Consider the following 19,224-nt stretch of genomic DNA (forward strand, 5'->3'; position numbering starts at 1 on the left):
ACGGATCGGTCCGAGATGAGTAGCTGCCCGTGGGGATGTTGCCGCGTAGATCTCGAGAGCACCCGCGCCGAAGCTAATTGTGCTCGGGGGTCGGCAGTAGCGACGGTGGGGGAGAACTGCTCTGAAGCTCCGCCGATCACTGACGCATCACGCGGCAAGACTGGGACTGCACATTGGAAATGCGGACCTCGTCGTCGTCACTTTTCGACCGCGTCGGTCACCAACCCGTACTCCTGCGCAAAAGAGATCAGTGCCCCGATCGTGGTGAGGAGATGCTGCTGCTGCTTCAGACGGAGCGACGTTGGATCACTGAATTCGACGAGGCGGTTGATTGAGTCGGAGGCGAGGGTCTCCGCATCCGTCAGCATGTTCCACAGGTCCGGGTCTGCCGGCTCCTCAAGGCGGTGCAGCGCGGCGGAGATCGCAACGCGCATCGCAAGATCCCGCGGGTCGTCCATCCGCGCGGGCGTGCCCGGTCGCAACGTCGCTGCAGTCGCTGCCACTGCCGATCCGGTCCCGGCCAGCCCCGCGAGCATCGCCAGCCCGCCCATCATGCCACCAGGGCCAAAGGCCGCGAGGCCGGCTGTGACCGCCGCAGCTCCCGCGTAGGCGGAGCCACCGGCAACGATCCCGATCGGACCCATCGCAACGACGGCCACGCCCGCTGCGGCCACCGCAGTGCGTCCCGCCCACGGCCCGGGCGGCGGCTTGGTCGCCTCCGCGATGGTCCTGGTGACATCTTCGATCGCGTCTTCGACCTTGCGACCTTGTCCCGTGGTGAACCCGAGGTCGGCGAAAAAGTCGGGAATCGCCTCGATGACCGCACCCCCCACCTCGATCTCGAACGGGTCGACGAGGTTGGAGTAGGCCAGCGTGACCGTGCGGCGCACCGCGTCGCCGATCTCGAGGCACCGCGCGATCGAGGGGACCTCACCGCGCTGCACAGACGCAATCTCTGGCGGGAGGCCGGCAACCCCACCTCGACGCTCTATCGCCGACTCAACGAGTTGATCCTTGAGGACGTCCAAGGCGTCCTCGAAACGGGTCGCCACCTCGTCTGCATTGTTCAACCCCTTGGTATCCGGAATCCGCTTTCTGACCCGGTCGGCGAAACGCAGCGCAAGAAGGGCGTCGAAGTCGGTGTCGTCCAGCCGAACACAGAAGTCGATGTCGGTGGTCGCTGCCTCGACCGGTGGATACAGTGCGTCGGCGATGAGCGTTGTCACCGCCGGATGCTCCAAATAGTGCTCCGCCTTGTGCGCGAGAATGTTGTCCGTGGTCCTGGGGATGCGGATCCGGAAATCCTGGGCGGCCTTGAACGTCGACGCCAACCCGCGGCCTGCGGTCACCGGATCGTTGGTCGAGTAGATGTTGGACCAGTCATTGACCCGTGCGTAAGGAAACCGCTTCAGCAGCTTTTCGTGTCCCCGGTGCACGACCTCGGAACCAGCCGGGCTTCCGATGGTGAGGAATCGCGACACCTTCAGGTCCGGCGGAAGGTGGTCGATGAGGTCGATCGCGACGATGCTCCCCAAGCTATGCCCGATGAGGATCAACTCACCAGACTTCGGGACGTCCTTCAGCACCTGTCGGAGAATCGCCGACCGCAGGGCCTCCTGCCTCATGTAGTTGCTCACCTGCTTGAGCATCCCGAGCTTCGAGACGATCGCCGCGTTCTGAAGTGGCTCAACTACGGCATCCGGCCACGTCCCCAGGCCTGCCTTGTCGGCGAGGTTCTTCGGGGTGAGAAGCCGCTCGATTCGCGATTGACGTCGGAAGAAGAGCCGTCGCTCGGCGGTGTCCTTCTTCACCTTGTATGTGTTCTCCGGCGACTTGACCCTGTCGATGTCGGCGGAGAGCAACCAGGCGTACTCCGGGGCGATAACCTGATCCGCTGCGACCGGATCCACGTTCAGAGTCGCTAATCCCCGGTTCAGGCCGTCTAGCCACCTCCGCTCCGCCTCGCCGCTACCGACGCCATGGAGGAAGAGGATCTTGGGCGGCACGAGAGGCTCCTTGGTAATTGAAGTGAAACGGGGAAAGCATAGTGGCGACGAAATTCGCCAGGGGTCGATTGGGGCGGATCGTGTGAACGGCAGTCCATGTGAGCTTCATCGGTGTTCGGTTGTGGGCAGCATGGGTAGTGCTTTCGAGAGCGCCATCGCAGTCGCGACCGGTCAGGGATCGGCAAGAACAGCGTGCATTCGCGAAGGCAGGTGGACTCCGCGGGAACCCATCACTGCGTCCCCTTACGTCCCATAACGTGGACGTCGGTCTCGTCTGCGTTCTGTTCGGTTCACGAGCGGCGGCCGGAATCGAGGCGTGGCCGGGTCCAAAGACGCCTCGCTCCGAAGACGGCGGAGAGGGCGACGAGCCCCCCGATAATCTGCAGACTCAAGGACTCGTCACTCGAGCCCAGGATGACCATGAATACGCCCGCTCCGAAGGCCAGCAGAAACACGCCGAGAGCCACACCGAATGCCAGCACCGTTGCCAAGTAAAGACTGATTACCCCGGCGGCCAGGACTGCGAGTAGAAGAAGAATGACGTTCAGAATCAGGCGCATGGTGGGCTCCGAATGGAATGGTCCGGTCTGTCAGTTGAGCGATGCTATCGGGTGACGGTAGGGACCGATCTAATTGAGACTAGCGATGAACCACGCCACGTAGGCGGAACTACGCGTTCTGAAGCGCTCCGGTCGTCTGGACTACGCCGCGCAACCGCCCCACCTCGTCGTCGTCGTCCCTTCCACCCCGGCGACCACCACGCACCGCCCCCAAAAACTGGAACCTGTTCTCGACACCCGTCAACTCGGGCGTATCATGATTGACGTGACGACCCTCACCTCATTCCCTCGCCTCATGTCTCCCGGCCGCATCGGCCCCATGGAGACGCCCAACCGCATCGTCCTGCCCGCCATGGACATGAACGTGTCCGAGGACGGCGAGATCGAGCAGCGGGAGATCGACCACTACGTCGCCCGCGCCGCCGGCGGCGCCGGGCTGATCATCACCGGCGCGTGCGCGATCGCGTTCCCGGTGGGCGCGGCGTCGTTGAAGGAGCCGGGCCTGTCGGATGACAAGTACATCCCGGGCCTCAAAGCGCTGGCCGACGCGGTGCACGCGGCCGGGTCCAAGCTGTGCGTGCAGTCCACGCACCACGGCAAGGTCGCGCGCGTGGACATCGCCAACGACCGCCCCCTCATCGCGCCGAGCACCCCGGACTACGACTACGACTACTCCGCCCTGGCCGACAGCACCGGCGAGGAGTTGGGTCGGATGGGCGCGGCCACCGGCGGCAAGAAGACGGTCTACAAGGAGATGGACCACGACGACATCTCTTGGCTCATCGAGACGTGGGCCGACGCCGCCGAGCGGATCGCCAAGGCCGGCGCGGACGCGATCGAGATCCACGTGGCCCACGGCTACATCCTGGGCGTGTTCCTCAACCGCCGCGACAACCTGCGCACCGATGAGTACGGCGGGTCGCTGGCCAACCGGGCGCGGCTGACGTGCGAGGTCATCGCCGCGGTCAAGGCGCGGGTGGGCGACACGCTCGCCGTGCTGGTGCGCGTGTCCGGCGAGGAGTACGGCCAGGAGGGCGGGCTGACCCTGCCCGAGGCGACCGAGGCCGCGGCGCTGTTCGAGCGCGCGGGCGCCGACGCCATCCACGTGACCGGCTGGGGCCGCAACCCCTTCGACAACTTCACCGACGGCCCCCTCCCGGACACGATCGGGGCGTACGTGGACAACGCCGCGGCCATCAAGAAGGCCGTGTCGATCCCCGTCATCGCCGTGGGCCGCATGTTGCCGGAGGTGGCGGAAAAGGCGATCGACGACGACAAGGTCGACTTCGCCGCCATGGGCCGGCAGTTGCTCGCCGATCCGAACCTGCCCAACAAGTTGGCCGCCGGCACGCCGGAGCGCGTGCGCCCGTGCATCAACTGCTACCTCTGCGTGGCAGAGAACTTCTTCGACGACACCCCGTTCTGCGCGGTCAACCCGGCGCTGGGCAACGAGACACTGCTGCCGCTGACGCCCGCACCCACGCGCGAGCACGTTGTGGTGGTGGGCGCCGGACCCGCCGGCCTCGAGTCGGCCCTGGTCCTGACCGAGCGTGGGCACCGCGTCACCGTGCTGGACAAGGCCGACCGTCTTGGCGGCACCATGTGGTTCTCCACCCTCACCACTCCCGACAATGAGCCGCTCATCCGCTTCTTCGACGCCGAGGTTAAGCGGCTCGGCATCGACGTGCGATTGAACACCGAAGCCACGGTGGAGTCGATCCGCGCCCTCGGCGCCGACCGCGTGATCGTGGCGACCGGCGCCAAGCGTCCGGCCCCGACCATCCCGGGCGGCGACCTCCCGCACGTCCACACGGGCGACTCGCTGCGCGCCACCATGCTGGGCACTGCCACCGCCGACGAGGCCGGGGTCTTCCTCCGGACGGTGGGCAAGCTGGGTCGGCTGTCGACCATCACCAAGCGCCCGGCGTGGATTCGTCGCCTGACCAAGATCGCACTGCCGATGGGCAAGAACGTCGTGGTGATCGGCGGCTCGCTGGTGGGTCTGGAGCTCGCGGAGTTCCTCGCCGAGCGCGGCCGCAAGGTCACCCTGCTCCACGAAGAGCAGCAGTTGGGTCTGCCGCTGGCGATGCCGCGTCGGTGGACCGCGGTTCGGCACGCCAAGGAGCACGGCGTCGACATCCAGCGCCGGGTGAAGGTCAGCCACATCACCGAGTCGACGGTGGCCTGGACCGATGCCAAGGGTCGCGCCCAGTCCGCCGCTGCCGACATGGTCATCTACGCCGACGGCACGACCGCCGCCGCGCCTCTGGCCGATGACCTGCGCACCGCGGGCATCGACTGCGAGGTCATCGGCGACGCCGGCGAGGTGGGCTACATCCACGGCGCCATCCACTCGGCGTGGAAGGTTGCTGTGCAGGGCTGAGACGTGGAGGGCAGGCGCAGCCGCGGAGGTAGCCCTGCGGAGGGAACGACTCTCCAGCCCTTGTTGTCGCTCAGACACTTGCCAGATGTCGAGGCGAGAGTGCGCACGTTCGAAGGACGCACTCTGCGCTCTCCCGTTCAGCCACTGGCCCCGGGCCACGCCAGACCCTTACCGAACCTAGTTCGACGCGCGCCACCGACAGTCAGCGCCTCGGCCATGCCTGCGCCGTCGCCGCGATCCGCCGAGCCGAGTCGAGTCGAGGCGACGAGCGTACGGACCTTGCGAACGGATCCGATCAGGACATTGCCGATGCGACCGGTTCCGTTCGCCCGGAGGATCACGCCGCAGTTAGCCCTGCGCCGCGGGGGCGAGCGTCACTCTCTTGGCGGCGGCTTGGCGGGCGTCTTCTTCGCAGGCCGACGCACGGGCGAGGACGACCCCAGGTTAGCGGCGCCACGCATGGATGGCGTCACGCCGAGAACGTCAGCAGCGAACTCCAACCAAGCCTTCGCATGGGCTCCGTTGAGGTCATCGGTCCAGATCAGGGTGCCGTTAGCCCCGCCGCCGTCTTTGAAAGGCAGGACTTGATTGTCTGCGTACCACTCCTTCTTTAGTTCCCACTTCCGAGCGTATTCCGGCAGATCGAGCATGCCGGCGTGTTCCCAGTAGATCGTCCGGCCATCAGGAGCAGCGATGGTGAAGTCGGGGTGCACGGTTCGTCCATCGGTGCCGGTAAATGGTTCTTCGTACTGCCAACGTCCCGGGGCAAGCTGATCGAGGAGCCCGGCGATGATTACCTCGTTCTTGGAGGCCATCGGTACCCCGTTCGCAGACACGTGTAGCAACTTGCGGTCATACCGCCGTGCCTCGCCTCGGACGGTCAGCGCGATCGGCTGCGGCGGAGAAAACAGATCCGTGAGCCGTCGTGCGGTCTCAGATCGCCATGGCTGAGCGAGCTCACGCAAATCGGACAGGGTCCCTTCATGGAGGATGACGACCCTATCCTTGTGTCTCGTCAGAGCGGTGTACATGAGTTCGCGTGACACGTTTGCGCGAGCGGGCAAGATAAGGAACGTCGTGCCGAACTCGGAACCCTGGGACTTGTGAACCGTAACGGCCCAGGCGAGTTCGAGCAGCGAATCGTCGGAGTCAGATGGCCAGTACGAATACTGAAATCCCGGTTGGGAGGAGAACTCGACGTTCAGCTGCAGTGAGTTCTTGGACCGCTTTGTCGCGGGGGTGACGTATCCGATCGCCACCCCGATCTCGCCGTTCGCCACGTAATGGAGGGCGTCCTGTTTCGGCCAGGCACGGAGATGTCGGTTGATCGTCTGCATCACCTTGTCGCCGCGGACGATGAGCTCAGGACCGATTGGCTTCGGGATGTTTCCCTTGGGCGTGTTGCGCTGGGCCCAACGTGTGTCGTTGACACGAAAGGTTCGCTTGATGTGGCGGTTGAGCTCGCCCGTGCCGAAGGAGCGTGAACGAGTTGGCGACAGGATCTGCCAGGCCTCAGCGTGCTTGCCAGCACCGACCTGCCAGTTCAGGTAGCGACCACTGACGACTGCCCCGTAAGACGTTGCAAATGCCCGCACCTGATCTTCGGCTTTCTCGAGGTCGAGATGGCCGTCCAACTCGTCGGTGAGTGCTTCCACCGCTGATCGGCTTTCCCATGGCACGTACTTGACGGTGGGCAGGTCCGGATTGTCTGAGAGTTCTGCCCAGATTGACTCGTCGCCTGCGCCACGGGTGTTGTCGCCGTACCAGGCGGCAAGTTCAAGGTCATGCCGCGCGCCATGGCTCCCGTCAGGCAGCTGCCTACGGGGGACTTGGAGTTCCACGTAGCCGGGTGCCACCCGAATCCAGTCAACGAAGGACTCTGGTCTCAGTTTGTTGACGAGGTCGACGAACGGGCGCCCCGCCCCGATGGGCGGGAGTTGCCTGGGGTCGCCGACAAGGATGAGACGCTTTGCACCCGCGAGCGAGTCGAGGGTCGCAGCAAGCATCTCCTCGGTCAGCATGGAGGCCTCATCGACGACGACGAGGGAGTAGTTGCCACGGGGCTGTTGATCGCCCCAAACAACGTAGCGCCCGGTGTCCGGGTCGTACCGCTTGGTCGGAATGAGATGAGAGGCGAGGGTCTTGGCCGGGAGTCCGACTTTTGTCTCGAGTTGGACCTTGGCTTTTCCGGTCGGTGCGAGAAGGAGCACATTGCCGGCGGCCACGCCGGGGTATTCGACGAGAGCTCGCAAGAGGGTCGTCTTGCCGGTGCCGGCAGGGCCAATCAGCAGTGAAAGCGGGGAGTCGTGCAGTGACGAGAGGCCCGCGGACTTCTCGGCCCGCGCGCGTTCCTCCTGCTGGTCCACGCTCGCGATCACGACTGCCTGGTTACGATCCAGCGCACGGTCGAGAACATAGCGAGCATCCGTGACCTCGCCGAAGCGGCTCCGGGATTCCTGCGCCGCTATCCACTCGCGAATCGCCTGGGAGGTCTCCTCGAACCGGGTGAGCTTGTAGCCAGGAGTTCCGTCCGCCAGCGCACGACTCGTTAAGGGTGACCAGTCCTTCCAACTCGCGATCCCGTCGTGATCCAGGTCGAGACCGGTGAGGATGGTTCTGGAGAGGTTCGGTGGCTGCGCCAGGGGCATAGCGTTGGCGAGTTCGATTGCCTCGCCCTCCGGTACCACCGTGTCGCCGTCGGCTCCCTGGCGTTCTAGGACGTCGGTCAGGAGCGCCTCGATGCGACGACGATCGATGTGCCCGTCGAGCGTGACCGCATCCGGGATCGAGGGCTTCCAGGTCACGAAGGCGGGAGGGAAGAGTGCCCGGTCAATCGTCGTGAAGGGGATGTGGTCGACCATCCCGTAGGTGCAGATGCTGGCGTAATAGGGGTTGTCTAGGAGCTCCTCTGCCGCCAACTCGACCTCGGTCGACCCGTCGAGCAGGATCTGGACCTGCGCGGGGGTGACGTCGAACCCAGACAGCAGGCGCAACACCGCTTGCCTCGCGGGAGGCACCTTGCTCCACACCCGTGCCTGCAGCGATCCAATGTGTGCACCGACCTCGCTGGGAGCGGACGTGGGGTCGGCAAAGCAAGTTAGCAGTAAGTCCCAGGGGTCCGTGTCTTCGGGACACTCGCCAAGGACCGCCCGAGCCGCGACGTACGGCTGTTGCACCCCGAGCACCTTAAGTACACCCGGAAGACCGGGAACCGGTCCGCGAAGTTGCCACAGTCGCTCGATCTCAGCACCGACCCAGTTCACACCCGCACCTGGCACATCGATCCCGAGTTCGCGCATGGCCTCGGCGGCAGACTCCAACGAGCTGAGCGCCTCGATCGCGGCGTCGTCGGAGAGGTGTTCGGTCACGTACGAGAACTCGGCCTTGCGCCCTTCAGGTGCCCACGCCAGCGCCCCGCCGACATCGACCCCCTCGTCGAGGAGAGGTATCAGTTCTTGGTATGGCAGCAAGAGGCCCTCGGTCATATCGGGGCGTAGGGAGTGTTCGACGATGGTCTCCCACATTGACGAGTTGAACGGCGGATTGCCCGACTGATTCCACATAGGCGGCGAAGTTACCCGTGAGACGCGGGCGGCTCCCACGATGAGTCGATCGGTTCGCTCCTCCTGAAGCGGAGAGTGCTTGAGATAGATGAACACCAGCGACTGCCCGGGTATTACCGCTTCGAAGAAAGCATCGAGAACGGCGCGCTGGTTTTCGCCGTTCATCACCCACGGAGGGTTATAGCGCAGTGCGGCGTCGGCGGCGTCCTCCGCGGACTGGTTGAAGCGCGGCACGCGATCGCGCCCGATCTCCTGGGCCAGGGAGTCGCGATTCAGCCATCGGAAAGGCACCGCCTCGAAGGCATAACCCGGAAGGGAAACTGGCGTGTCATGCAGGTGCCCCTTCAGCGCTGGGTTGTGGGAATAGGGATGGTGCTTCATCACCGTGTATCCCAGTGGGGACATGAATGTGGCGCGCTCGCTCAGGCACGGAAGGCGGTCGTGATCGAGGGTGTCGATCGCGATGTTAGCGCTTTCAACCTCATACTTGTCGTCGCGCTTCGTCCCGATGTTGGCAAGCAGCGTGCACGAGGAATTTCCGAGCGGATCGTGACACACGAACTGATCCCACGGGCGGTCACGCCACGGGACGCGCATGGATAAGTGCTGGATCCCAGTCATCTTCAGAAGCCCTCCGTTGTGTCAACGCCGCGACTCTCCCAGGCGCCGAATGTGCTGCCTTCCTCCGTCATCCAGGAGGTCCGACCGTTGCAGGAGCGTCCTTGGGCGATCGCGCCCGCCGTCGACGGGGAGCCGAAGACGATGTCCTTTGCTACCCGACCAACACCATTCTCGACGACGATTGAGCCGTCGGCGACGAGCTTTAGGTGCTGGGCTCGGTACGACTCGTACGCTCTAATCGTGCTCTCGGCTTTCCCCACGCCCTGCCAGTCGGCGACGACTGTAGATCCCGCCAGCATCGTGAACTCGCCATCTAGCTGCTGGGCCGTAGCCGCGACGCCAAGCTTCCTGTTCGCGAGGTGGAAAATCGGCGACACCAGCTGCTCCTGACGTGTCTCCGGCACGGCGACCGTCTCCCTACCGCGGATTGCGTCAATTCCAAGGACCGGCAAGACAATCTGGAGCTGCTCAATGAAGTAGTCCATGTCGGAAGCATGGGCTTCTGGCAGCGCTTGCGGCGGTGGCGTCGTTCCGTTGTCGAGCACGACACGGCCGGCTTGGATCGCGAGCGAGATCAGGCGGGACTCCAGATAGCGACCGTGGGCCTTCGTCAGGTTGGCGTCCTTAGAGGTGACCACCGCGGCCCTGCGCCAGAACTCCTTGTTTGCGTCGTGGTAACGGAGTCGTTCTTTGAAGTCGTCCGTTTCACCGATGTAACAGCGGGTGCCGCCCTGTTCATCGGGACCGAGCAGGAAGTAGACGCAGGTGCCTGACAACTCGGCTCGGCGAACGAGTGCGCTCATTTCCGCGCGAGGCGCACTCAGGACCTGCCCTGTCCAGTTCAGAATTTCGGCGGTCGTCAGGCCGCCCGGGGTGCCGTCGACGAGGAAGAGTTCGATGTGCCTGCCGCTCATGCATTCGATCCTCGCAGCCAAGGCCGATGAATCGGCGAGGTTCGCGAGGTTTGTGGACGAACTCTCCGAGAATCGCTCGGTGTCAACCTGCCGTGAGTCAGTGGGGCTATTTGCCGGGGGTGTTTTTCGTTGGCCATGTCAATTCCTACAACGTGCCAGGAGTCAGTGTCCGCGGCCGGGTCTGAAAGCGTTCTGGGTGTTTGTCGTAGTAGCGCTGCATGGCCTGGTCGCGGGTGCTGCAAGTGCTTTTCTTGGTGCCGTCACCGACTTGGGTGGGTGAGAACAGGGCAATCCCGCAGCGCTTGTGTTCGTGGTAGTACCAAGCCACCTACTCGTGCATGAGCCCCGCCATTTGTAACTTGGGACGGTCGCACGTACTGTCGGTGAAGCAATCGACGCGGGGTGGAGCAGCTCGGTAGCTCGCTGGGCTCATAACCCAGAGGTCGCAGGTTCAAATCCTGTCCCCGCTACCACGCACCAGGCTCGGTTCCCGAGAGGGAGCCGGGCCTGAGTGCTTTCCGCGCCCAGGGCCCCGATCCACCAATGGGCAGAGGCAGTCAGCGCGGGGCAAAGAGAGACGACTGCGGCGCGCGTGCTACCGAGGAAAGCTGGAAACCGCCTCTGACCAGGGATGCCCTGAACGGTGCTTCCAGGGCGCCCCTGGTCACCGGCCCCGCGCTGTACCGGCGACGGCGGCACAGGCGGTAGAGCGCATGGGTCTTCCGTCAGCTAATGCAGCCGATACTCTGAGGCTATGACGAGCACCGCCCCGACTCCCGAATCGCTCGCCTTGCGTGAGCTCATCGAGGCGCGTCGAGACGAGTTCCGAGCCCTCCTTGCCAAGTACGCTGCGACGAATCCGATGCTGTTCGGATCAGTCGCCCGTGGTACTGCGAATGACGGGAGCGACGTGGACATCGTGGTCGATATGGACCCAGCCGACGGCAACCTCCTCATGCGAGCCTCCGGCTTGTTGGAGGAAGTTCGTACGCTCTTCGGCCGCGAGGACATCGACATCTTCCCCGAGCAGTTGCTCAAGCGACCTATCGCGGACGTAGCGCTGAGGCAGGCGTCGGCGTTGTGACGCTGCGCGCCCGGCGAGAACCTACGAGCTGAGAACGACCAACTGCTGCGTCGCTCGCGTCATCGCCACGTAGCGGTCAACTGCACCGGTGACGCCCGACCCAAACGAATCCGGGTCGACCAGAACAACCAAGTCGAACTCGAGGCCCTTGGCCTGCGCGGGGGTCAGCGAGCGGACGCGGTCGGATTCGTTGAAGTCGGGGACGGTAGCGCCGGTCGCGCAGATGATGCCGACCGTGCCCTCGGAGTGGGTGGCGAGCCACCCGTCGATCACGTGCTGGAGCTCGTCGATGCGGTCGTACTGGACGGGGATCCCGCTGCGGCGCACCGACTCGGGCACGTTGGCGTCGGGCCGCACTGACCGGATCACCGGAGCGGCGGCCTCCATGACCTCGGCGGGGGTGCGGTAATTGATGCTCAAGTGCACGGAAGTGATGCGGGCGGGGGAGAGGCCGATGCGTTCCAGTCGCTCGGGCCAGGATTCGTCGAAGTCGCGACGGGACTGCGCGCGATCGCCGACCACGGTGAGGCTGCCCGAGGGGCAGCGGCGCAGAATCATCGCCCACTCTGAGTCGGTGAGTTCCTGCGCCTCGTCGAAGATGATGTGCCCGAACACGCCCGAAAGGCGGGCCGCGCCAGCAGTCGGCTCGTCGTCGGTCGAAGGGTCGAGCAGTGCCTCCTGGAGATCGGCGTGGCGGAGCATGGGGGAGACGCCCTCGGGGTCGTCGTCGGCGGCGATGAGGTCGTCGATCACCCGTTGGCGCCTCGCGAGTTCTGCGGATCGATCGGCCCGGCGGCGCTGAGTCCTGCGCGCCCTGTCGGCGTCGCCCAGCCGGTGGTGGGCCGCGTCCAGAAGCGGCAGGTCCACGGTCGTCCACGCGCCGGCCGCGGGTCGCTGAAGGAGCCGGAGCTGCTCGGTGGTCAGCCACGGTGCGCACAGGCGCAGGTACGCCGGGACGGTCCACAGGTCCCCGACAAGATCGGTGGCGCTGATCATCGGCCATACCCGGTACAGGGCGCGGTGCAGGTCCGGGTGCGCTGCGAGCTCAGCGCGGAGGACCTCCTCGGGCACGCCTCCGGCGCTGTTATGGAGGGCCCGGTCAACGAGGATCTCGGCGACCGTCTCGCGGATCTGCGGGTGAGCCTCGTTGTGGGGAGTGCCGTCCTCGACCGAGCCGAACGCCTCGGCCCAGTCGGCCGGCGTCAGGCGCAGGTCCAGCCACTCGGTCTGCATCACCATCGACTGCTCGGGCGGCTGCTCGTAGAAGCGCACCGCGGCCTCGATCGTCTCGACCATGCGGAGCTCTGACTTCAGTCGGGCGACCTCGGGATCGGGTTCGTCGGGCAGTCCGCCGGGCGGTGCCGCGATCGTCCCGCCGAGCGCGGCGACGCCGAGATCGGCCACGGTCGCCGTCTGCACGCTGTGCTCACCGAGGGAGGGGAGTACATCCGCCACGTAGTCCAGATACGGCCGGTGCGGCCCGACGAGGAGCAGGTTGCCGCGCCGCAGCCCGGTACGCGACTGTTCGTGGAGCAGGTAGGCCGCCCGGTGCAGGGCCACGACGGTCTTGCCGGTGCCGGGTCCGCCGTCCACGATGAGGGCTCCCCGGGAGTCCGCGCGGATGATGGCGTCCTGATCGGCCTGGATCGTGGTGAGCACATCCCGCATTCGGCCGGTCCGCGCCTCGGACAAGCTCGAGACGAACGCCGAGAGGTCGTCGGGGCTGACGTGAGCGAAGACCTCGTCGTCGTCGCCAAAGACCTCATCCCAGTAGTCCACGATGCGCCGGCCCGACCACCGGTACCGACGGCGATACGTCACGCCCCTCGGATCGGCGAGCGTCGCGGCGAAGAACGGCTCGGCGGCCGGGGTGCGCCAATCCACGAGGAGGGGAGTGCCGGCCGCATCGGTGAGGCCGATGCGGCCCACGTACACCGGCGCGGTCGCGGGTGCTGTGGGGCTGGAGTCGAATTGAGGGGCGCGGGAGGCGGCGGCGGTGGCGTAGTGGCCGATGCACACGTCCAGCCCGAAGCGGCGCAGCGTGGCGAGCTCGGCGACGAGGCGGCGGATGTCGGCGTCGCGCTCGATGGTCTGCGCGCCGCGGCCTGCGGGGTCGCGGCGGCGGGCGTCCAGACGGGCGGACAGGGAGGCGACCTTCTGGTCGAGGGCGTGGGAGATGGCGGCGAGGTGGCGCTCGTCGGCGGCGATGTGCGCCGGGTCAGCCTTGTGGGCGAGGTGATCGGGGAGGGCGAAGATGCCGGGTGCCTCGGGGGACATGGCGACAGTGTGCGCCCCCACCGGGGTCTTGCCGCAAGGCCCCCTACCAGCTATAACTTGAGAAGGGGAGGGGTTTCCGGCAGGAATCTAGTTGCCTGGAGGCTGCCAGATCGACGCTGCGCCTCGCAGTGGCTCGCCCCCACGCTTGTCGTCAATGACGCTCTCGACATCGACCGGCCGGATGGTCACGGTCTCAGGGTGGTCACTGGGTCTATACTCGTATAGCGGCGGAAGGGGTGTCATGGCGGCCAAACAGCTGAACACCAAGTTGGACGACGAAACCATCGCCCGTCTGGACCATCTGGCTCGAATCACCGGCAGGTCCAAGTCGTTCTACGCGAGCGAGTTCATCCGCAGCGGACTCGACGAGATGGAGGACTGGTACTTGGCCCGGCACCGTCTGGAGGAATTCAGGCAGTCAGACGATTCCGCGATCCCGTTGGACCAGGTGGACTGGTCCTGAGGTGGCGTATCTGGTCGAGGTCACGCCGCACGTCCAGAAGGTCATCACCAAACTCGGTCGACAGGATAGGACTGCGCAGCAGAGAATCCGGGCATTCCTCGAGGAGCGAATACACGGGTGCGAAGACCCCAGGTATCTCGGGAAGGCACTTCGCGGCGACCAGCACCTCTGGCGGTACCGCGTGGGCGACTACCGGATCATCTGCTCGATCGAGGATCAACGGGTGACCGTCCTCGTTGTCGATATTGCCCATCGGCGCGAGGTCTATCGATAGCGGCCCTTGGTGCTTCTGCCCTGTCACGCCCCGGGGGCACGGGCTTCTACGACCCAGGTTCCGGCGCCCAGACGGACCTCGCCGTCGGTGACATGTTCACCCAGCGCGGCCGCGGCCGCGGCGACAGCGGAGTCGCGGGCATCGGGGTTGGCGGCCATCGCCATCATGGCCTGGGGGTTCTGTTCCAGCGCCTGCCGGGCGAGTTGTTCGAGGCGGTCGGCGGGGCCGAGGGTGACCTCGTCGGGGCCGGGGTTCACCTCGACGGACTGGAAGCCGGCGGTCTCCAACACGCTGCGCACGCGGTCCGGGTCAGCGAACGAGAACGGTCCCGGCGCGCCCGGCGGAGGCACAGGGGCACCGCCGAGCCGGGCCAACGCGGCGCCGGTGGGGACCGTGATAAACGGGTTCGCGGCGGGCGCGGCAAAGCAGACGAACGCGAGCCGGCCGCCCGGTCGGAGGGCCGCCCGGACGGCGGAGAACGCCACCTCGGGTCGGTCGAAGAACATCACGCCCATCCGCGAGAACGCGGCGTCGAACAGGCCGGGCAACGGCTCGCTCTCCACGTCGAGGGTGAGGAACTCGACGTTCTCCGCATCGGCCTCGTCCACCAGGCGAGCCTGCGCGCACTCGACCATCGGTCGGGACACGTCCACGCCGACCGCCGACCCGTCCGGGCGCACCCGGCGTCCGATCTCCAACGTCGTGGTCCCGGTCCCGCACCCGATGTCCAGCACCCGCTGCGGTGGGCCGAGGTCCAGGCGGTCGAGGGCCGCGCGACCGAGCGGCTCGAGAATCGTGTCGTACGCGAGCGCATTGCGCACCCACGACTGCCCCACGGGACCACTCCAGAGGTCGGCCTGCGATGCACTCATGATGAGCTCCAATGCCTCGACTCCCATCGTAGAACCGGGGAGAGGCGACCGGAACCCTCAAGGCAGCGGCACCACACTCACAGGGCACGCGACTCTCCACAGGCTGCGGTGCCGGGGACCGTGACGCGGGCGAGGAAGCCGTCGAGAGGTGTGACGCTGTCGGCCATGCACATCGCCACACCCATCTCTGGCACTCGCTACGACACCGTGCTCCGCCAGGCCCTCGCCTACGTTCGCGCCGGGGACTACCGCGCTCGCCGAATCACCCTGAGGGGAGCGCCCGGGGTCTTCGCCGACAGGACCGCGATCATCACCCCGCACCGCAACACCTCCGGCGCATTCGATGCCGATGATCTGGCGGCCCAGCTCTACGCACTCGCCCACGGCATCCCGTCCGACACGGCCACCTACACCGACGGCTACTTCATCAGCGGGGGACGGATGCACTCGGCCCGGGCCGAGCCGTATGAGATCGACTGGCCGTGACCGGTCGGCGGCGGAGCTGAGACACTGGGTGCGGCCCGGTTCGCGGGTAGCTTGCTCTCGCGCGTCATTCCTCCCTACGGTCGAGGGCGCGCCCGTCCGAAGGACTCACGTGTCTTCTCCTGCCGCCCCCGGGTCGCCTGTGACCACCGTCAGTTGGCGCGAGAAGGGCGAGGACCGCACTGCCGGGTGGCGCTCGGAGAACGGCGCGTCGCCGCCGCGGGACATCGTGGTGATCCACGACGACATCGCCGCGGACAAGGCGCTTCGGATGATCCGTCGGGGCACCGGTCTGTTGTGGCGAGGCGACTTCCACAACGCCCGCCAGCTCATGCGCGCCCTCGACCGGCGTCTGCAGAAGCGGGCGTCCCGGGCTCCACAGAGCTCCGACCCCGGCGAGGTCTTCCTCGCCAACCGGAAGGCACGCGCGCAGCGGGCGGAGACGCTGGGAAGGGTCCTCATCCCACTCGAGCAGGATTACTCGGTCAGACTGCGCCGAGCGCCCGACGTGCGCGATGCCTGCACCCACGCCTACGGGCCGCCGACCCACAACGGCAACGACTCCACCGGTCGGGAGACGCTGGTCTCCCTACCCGAGCTCATCGGCGTCATCAGTGCCTACGAGTGGCACCTGGGCGGCATCGAGGTGGCCGCGTTGGGGGCTCGGATCCATCCCGCCTACGGCGTGTTCGCGCCGACCCGTGACGAGTACATCGACCTGGTCGCCGACGCCCCCTGGCCGCAGGGCGTCGAGGATCCGATCGTGTGGGACATCGGCACCGGAACCGGCGTGCTCGCGGCCGTCCTGGCCCGGCGCGGGGCCCGGCAGGTCGTGGCGTCCGACATCAACCCGCGCGCGGTGAAGTGCGCGCGCGACAACGTGGGTCGGCTGGGGTTGGCGGACCGGGTGGACGTGGTGGAGGCCGACCTGTGGCCTTATGACGACGACGACGAGGTGGGCGACTCCCGGCGGGCCGACGTGGTGGTGTGCAACCCGCCGTGGATTCCCGGTCATCCGACCTCGGCACTGGAGCAGGGGATCTACGACCCGGGCTCGGACGTGCTGGGCCGCTTCCTGGACGGGCTCGCGCAGCACCTCACGCCGCAGGGCGAAGGGTGGCTGATCCTGTCCGACCTCGCCGAGCATCTCGGCCTACGCACTCGCGACGAGCTCCTGACCCGCATCGCCGACGCCGGGCTGATGGTTCTGGGTACGCACGAGACGACGCCTCGCCACCCACGCGCCGCCGATGGTGCCGATCCCCTCCACGCTGCCCGGTCGCGCGAGCGGACCATCCTGTGGCGGGTGGGGGCGAGGCGGGACACCTAGAGGCGGGACACCTGAAGGCGAATCACCTAACGGGGGCGGCGCCCACCGAACGCCCAGACCAGCGCGTGCACCACGAGCAACGGGGCGATGAGCACCACCGCGCCCGAGCCCGTGGTGGCGACGGGCACCCAGCCGTCCCACGACGCGCGCATGGCGGCGAGGAAGTCACCGCGCTCGGGATCAGTCTGTTCGGGTGCGCCGTGCCCGGGGGCGGCGAGCTCGGGGTCGTCGTGTGAAGAGCCCGCCCACAGCCCTTCAACGTCAGAGCTGTTCGCCGCCAGTGGGAAGTCGGCGGGCCGAGGGGACTGCGAGGCGGAGTGCATGACAGGGGTTCGTTACCCCGGGGAGCCCGGATGGCCGGTTCGGCCGAGCGGGGAGACGGCGGGTCTCCGGCGGCAGTAGTGCACCTCGTCGTCGTCGCACTTACCCCGCCACCACGGCGATCCCGGAACGTAGGCTGGCGGCGCCCGCACCCCACCCGAGGCCGAGGATGCCATGGACAGCATGACGGACAGGTCGGCTCCCGCCGCTGGCGACGGACATCCCACCGAGGACGAGCGCGCACCCCAGCTCCCACCCGGGCCCCGGCTGCCCAGGCCGGTCCAGGGCGTGGGCTTCGGGATCGCCCGGCGGGAGACTCTCCGACTTCTGCACCGGCGGTACGGCACCGCGTTCACCGTGCACCTCCCCATCTACGGTCGCGCGGTGGTGATCTCCGACCCCGCGCTGGCCAAAGAACTGTTCACCGCCCCGCAGGAGTCGCTGACCAACGTCGACCCCAACCTGGGCCGGGTCCTGGGGGAGAACTCGATGTTCGCGCTCGAGGGCACCGACCACCGCCGGCGCCGGAAACTGCTCACGCCGCCACTGCACGGCAGACGCATCAAGGCCTACGAGGCGATCGTCGAGGAGGAGACCCGTCGCGAGCTCGACTCGTGGGTCGCCGGCCGTCCGTTCGCCTCCATGCCCTCGATGACCCGCATCACGTTGGACGTCATCCTCCGGACCGTGTTCGGCGCCCGGGACGACGAGCTCGACACCCTGCGCCGCGTCATCCCGCCCATGGTCGAGGCAGGCTCGGCGGTGGTGATCACCCCGGAGCTGCCGGCACGGCTCGGCACGGTGGGCCCGCGCGCCCGGTTCGCCCGCTACAAGAAGGAGTACGACGAGGCGATCGGCGCCCTCATCACCCGGGGTCGCCGCGACGACCGGCTCGACGAGCGCGACGACATCCTCGCGATGATGCTGCAGAGCACCTACGACGACGGATCGTCCATGACGGATGACGAGATCCGCGACGAGCTCACCGCACTCCTCGTGGCCGGGCACGAGACCACGGCGACGACACTCGCCTGGGCGCTGGAGCGGCTCAGCCGCACCCCCGCGGTGCTACGCGAGCTGGTCGCCGAGGTCGATGCGGGGGGAACCGACTACCGCAGCGCCACGATCCTCGAGGTCCAGCGCAGCCGGCCGGTGATCGATCTCGCCGGACGCAACGTGCAGGTCCCGCACCTCGACCTGGGCCCGTGGCGGATCCCACGCGGGTACAACGTGCTGGTCGCGATCTCGCTACTGCACGACGACAGCACGCACTTCGCCGAACCCGAACGCTTCGACCCGACCCGCTTCCTCGGCACCACGCCACCGCCGGCGTGGCTGCCGTTCGGCGGCGGGACCCGGCGGTGCATCGGGGCGGCGTTCGCGGCCATGGAGATGGATGTCGTGTTGCGCACCGTGCTGAGCATGTACGAGATCGTCCCCACGACCGAGCCTGACGAGAAATGGCATTCGCGGGGGGTCGCGTTCGCACCCCGTCGCGGCGGGCGGATCACCGTCCGGCGTCGGTGACCCTAGTCGGACGGCACCGGTGAGGTGGCGGCGTCCCGCGGCTTGGCCTCCGGGGTCTTCGACTTCTGCCACGGCCACCGGCCCGAGATCTCCAGCTCCAACGACCAACTGAGGAAGGTCCTGATCACGACGATCGCCGCCAGCACCGCCACGCTCTCCAGCGTCGGAGTCACCGCGACCGTCTTGATGATGTCCGCCGCCACCAGGATCTCCAGCCCCAACAGGATCGACCGACCGAGGAACCGGCGGAAGTGCCGATAGGTGTCCGGCTGCCGGCTGAACAGGCGCCACCCCGCGATGACCGTGGCCGCCACGATGCCGATGACGATCGCCGCCACACCGAGCGCGTCGATCACCTCGCCGACCGCCTCGATGTACTCCTTGGAAGGCACCCTGGACTCCTCTCACCCGGATCCGCACCGGGGCGACCCGGACGGCGTTGTCCGACGAGCCTAGGGGGCCTCCCGCCGCGCGCCCGGGCGTTCGCCGATCCCGTAACCAGTTGCACTGAGACGGGTCTTGGGTACGTTTGTGGCCCACCGCCCT

General features: G+C 66.9%; 15 protein-coding genes and 1 tRNA gene. 8 read left to right on the top strand and 8 right to left on the bottom strand.

What is annotated here, in order from left to right:
- Nucleotides 1–197: 197 nt before the first annotated feature.
- Nucleotides 198–2,006: a lipase family protein gene (locus AC3DEV_RS09160; RefSeq protein ID WP_488371895.1), complete on the bottom strand. Its 1,809-nt coding sequence runs from the start codon at nt 2,004–2,006 to the stop codon at nt 198–200.
- 290 nt (nt 2,007–2,296) lie between these two features.
- Complete coding sequence (locus AC3DEV_RS09165; protein ID WP_428202688.1) at nt 2,297–2,566, bottom strand: hypothetical protein; 270 nt, start codon at nt 2,564–2,566, stop codon at nt 2,297–2,299.
- A 256-nt stretch (nt 2,567–2,822) separates the two neighbouring features.
- On the opposite strand from AC3DEV_RS09165, the gene AC3DEV_RS09170 reads away from it, so the two are divergent.
- The gene (locus AC3DEV_RS09170; RefSeq protein ID WP_488371896.1) at nt 2,823–4,949 is read left to right on the top strand and encodes an FAD-dependent oxidoreductase; all 2,127 of its coding nucleotides are present in this window, start codon (nt 2,823–2,825) and stop codon (nt 4,947–4,949) included.
- Nucleotides 4,950–5,323: 374 nt separating this feature from the next.
- On the opposite strand, the gene AC3DEV_RS09175 is transcribed toward AC3DEV_RS09170, so the two are convergent.
- A complete protein-coding gene (locus tag AC3DEV_RS09175) occupies nt 5,324–9,133 on the bottom strand; it encodes an AAA family ATPase (protein ID WP_488371897.1) in 3,810 nt (1,269 codons plus the stop codon).
- 2 nt (nt 9,134–9,135) lie between these two features.
- A complete protein-coding gene (locus tag AC3DEV_RS09180; RefSeq protein WP_259821835.1) occupies nt 9,136–10,047 on the bottom strand; it encodes a GIY-YIG nuclease family protein in 912 nt (303 codons plus the stop codon).
- A 396-nt stretch (nt 10,048–10,443) separates the two neighbouring features.
- Between AC3DEV_RS09180 and AC3DEV_RS09185 the strand changes: the two genes are divergently transcribed.
- A tRNA-Met gene (locus AC3DEV_RS09185) sits at nt 10,444–10,520 on the top strand.
- A 281-nt stretch (nt 10,521–10,801) separates the two neighbouring features.
- Nucleotides 10,802–11,131, top strand: coding sequence for a nucleotidyltransferase family protein (locus AC3DEV_RS09190; RefSeq protein ID WP_132063367.1), 330 nt, complete (start codon nt 10,802–10,804; stop codon nt 11,129–11,131).
- Between the two features lie 21 nt (nt 11,132–11,152).
- Here the strand turns inward: AC3DEV_RS09190 and helR are convergent, their stop codons facing one another.
- The gene (gene helR, locus AC3DEV_RS09195; RefSeq protein ID WP_488371898.1) at nt 11,153–13,408 is read right to left on the bottom strand and encodes an RNA polymerase recycling motor ATPase HelR; all 2,256 of its coding nucleotides are present in this window, start codon (nt 13,406–13,408) and stop codon (nt 11,153–11,155) included.
- Nucleotides 13,409–13,649: 241 nt separating this feature from the next.
- On the opposite strand from helR, the gene relB reads away from it, so the two are divergent.
- Together relB and AC3DEV_RS09205 are read left to right on the top strand one after the other, a co-directional pair.
- Entirely contained in the window at nt 13,650–13,871 is a 222-nt protein-coding gene (gene relB / locus AC3DEV_RS09200) for a type II toxin-antitoxin system RelB family antitoxin (RefSeq protein WP_488371899.1), read from the top strand.
- A 1-nt stretch (nt 13,872) separates the two neighbouring features.
- Nucleotides 13,873–14,145 carry a type II toxin-antitoxin system RelE family toxin gene (locus AC3DEV_RS09205; protein ID WP_119192872.1) on the top strand — a complete coding sequence of 91 codons (273 nt, stop codon included), beginning with the start codon at nt 13,873–13,875 and terminating at the stop codon, nt 14,143–14,145.
- Between the two features lie 23 nt (nt 14,146–14,168).
- Here AC3DEV_RS09205 and AC3DEV_RS09210 read toward each other — a convergent pair whose 3' ends face one another.
- Nucleotides 14,169–15,017: a class I SAM-dependent methyltransferase gene (locus AC3DEV_RS09210; RefSeq protein WP_404850292.1), complete on the bottom strand. Its 849-nt coding sequence runs from the start codon at nt 15,015–15,017 to the stop codon at nt 14,169–14,171.
- A 165-nt stretch (nt 15,018–15,182) separates the two neighbouring features.
- Here AC3DEV_RS09210 and AC3DEV_RS09215 point away from each other — a divergent pair, with 165 nt between their 5' ends.
- Nucleotides 15,183–15,503 (top strand): hypothetical protein, encoded by a 321-nt coding sequence (locus AC3DEV_RS09215; protein WP_488371900.1) that lies wholly within the window; start codon nt 15,183–15,185, stop codon nt 15,501–15,503.
- Nucleotides 15,504–15,642: 139 nt separating this feature from the next.
- Nucleotides 15,643–16,830: a methyltransferase gene (locus tag AC3DEV_RS09220; protein WP_488371901.1), complete on the top strand. Its 1,188-nt coding sequence runs from the start codon at nt 15,643–15,645 to the stop codon at nt 16,828–16,830.
- Between the two features lie 26 nt (nt 16,831–16,856).
- Here the strand turns inward: AC3DEV_RS09220 and AC3DEV_RS09225 are convergent, their stop codons facing one another.
- Nucleotides 16,857–17,153, bottom strand: a complete 297-nt coding sequence (locus AC3DEV_RS09225) for a hypothetical protein (protein ID WP_488371903.1) — start codon at nt 17,151–17,153, stop codon at nt 16,857–16,859.
- 172 nt (nt 17,154–17,325) lie between these two features.
- Here AC3DEV_RS09225 and AC3DEV_RS09230 point away from each other — a divergent pair, with 172 nt between their 5' ends.
- Nucleotides 17,326–18,678, top strand: coding sequence for a cytochrome P450 (locus AC3DEV_RS09230; RefSeq protein WP_488371904.1), 1,353 nt, complete (start codon nt 17,326–17,328; stop codon nt 18,676–18,678).
- Nucleotides 18,679–18,680: 2 nt separating this feature from the next.
- On the opposite strand, the gene AC3DEV_RS09235 is transcribed toward AC3DEV_RS09230, so the two are convergent.
- Nucleotides 18,681–19,070 carry a DUF1622 domain-containing protein gene (locus AC3DEV_RS09235; RefSeq protein WP_488371905.1) on the bottom strand — a complete coding sequence of 130 codons (390 nt, stop codon included), beginning with the start codon at nt 19,068–19,070 and terminating at the stop codon, nt 18,681–18,683.
- Between the last annotated feature and the right edge of the window lie 154 nt (nt 19,071–19,224).

This window comes from Dietzia sp. IBK-p2-15D, assembly GCF_057773105.1.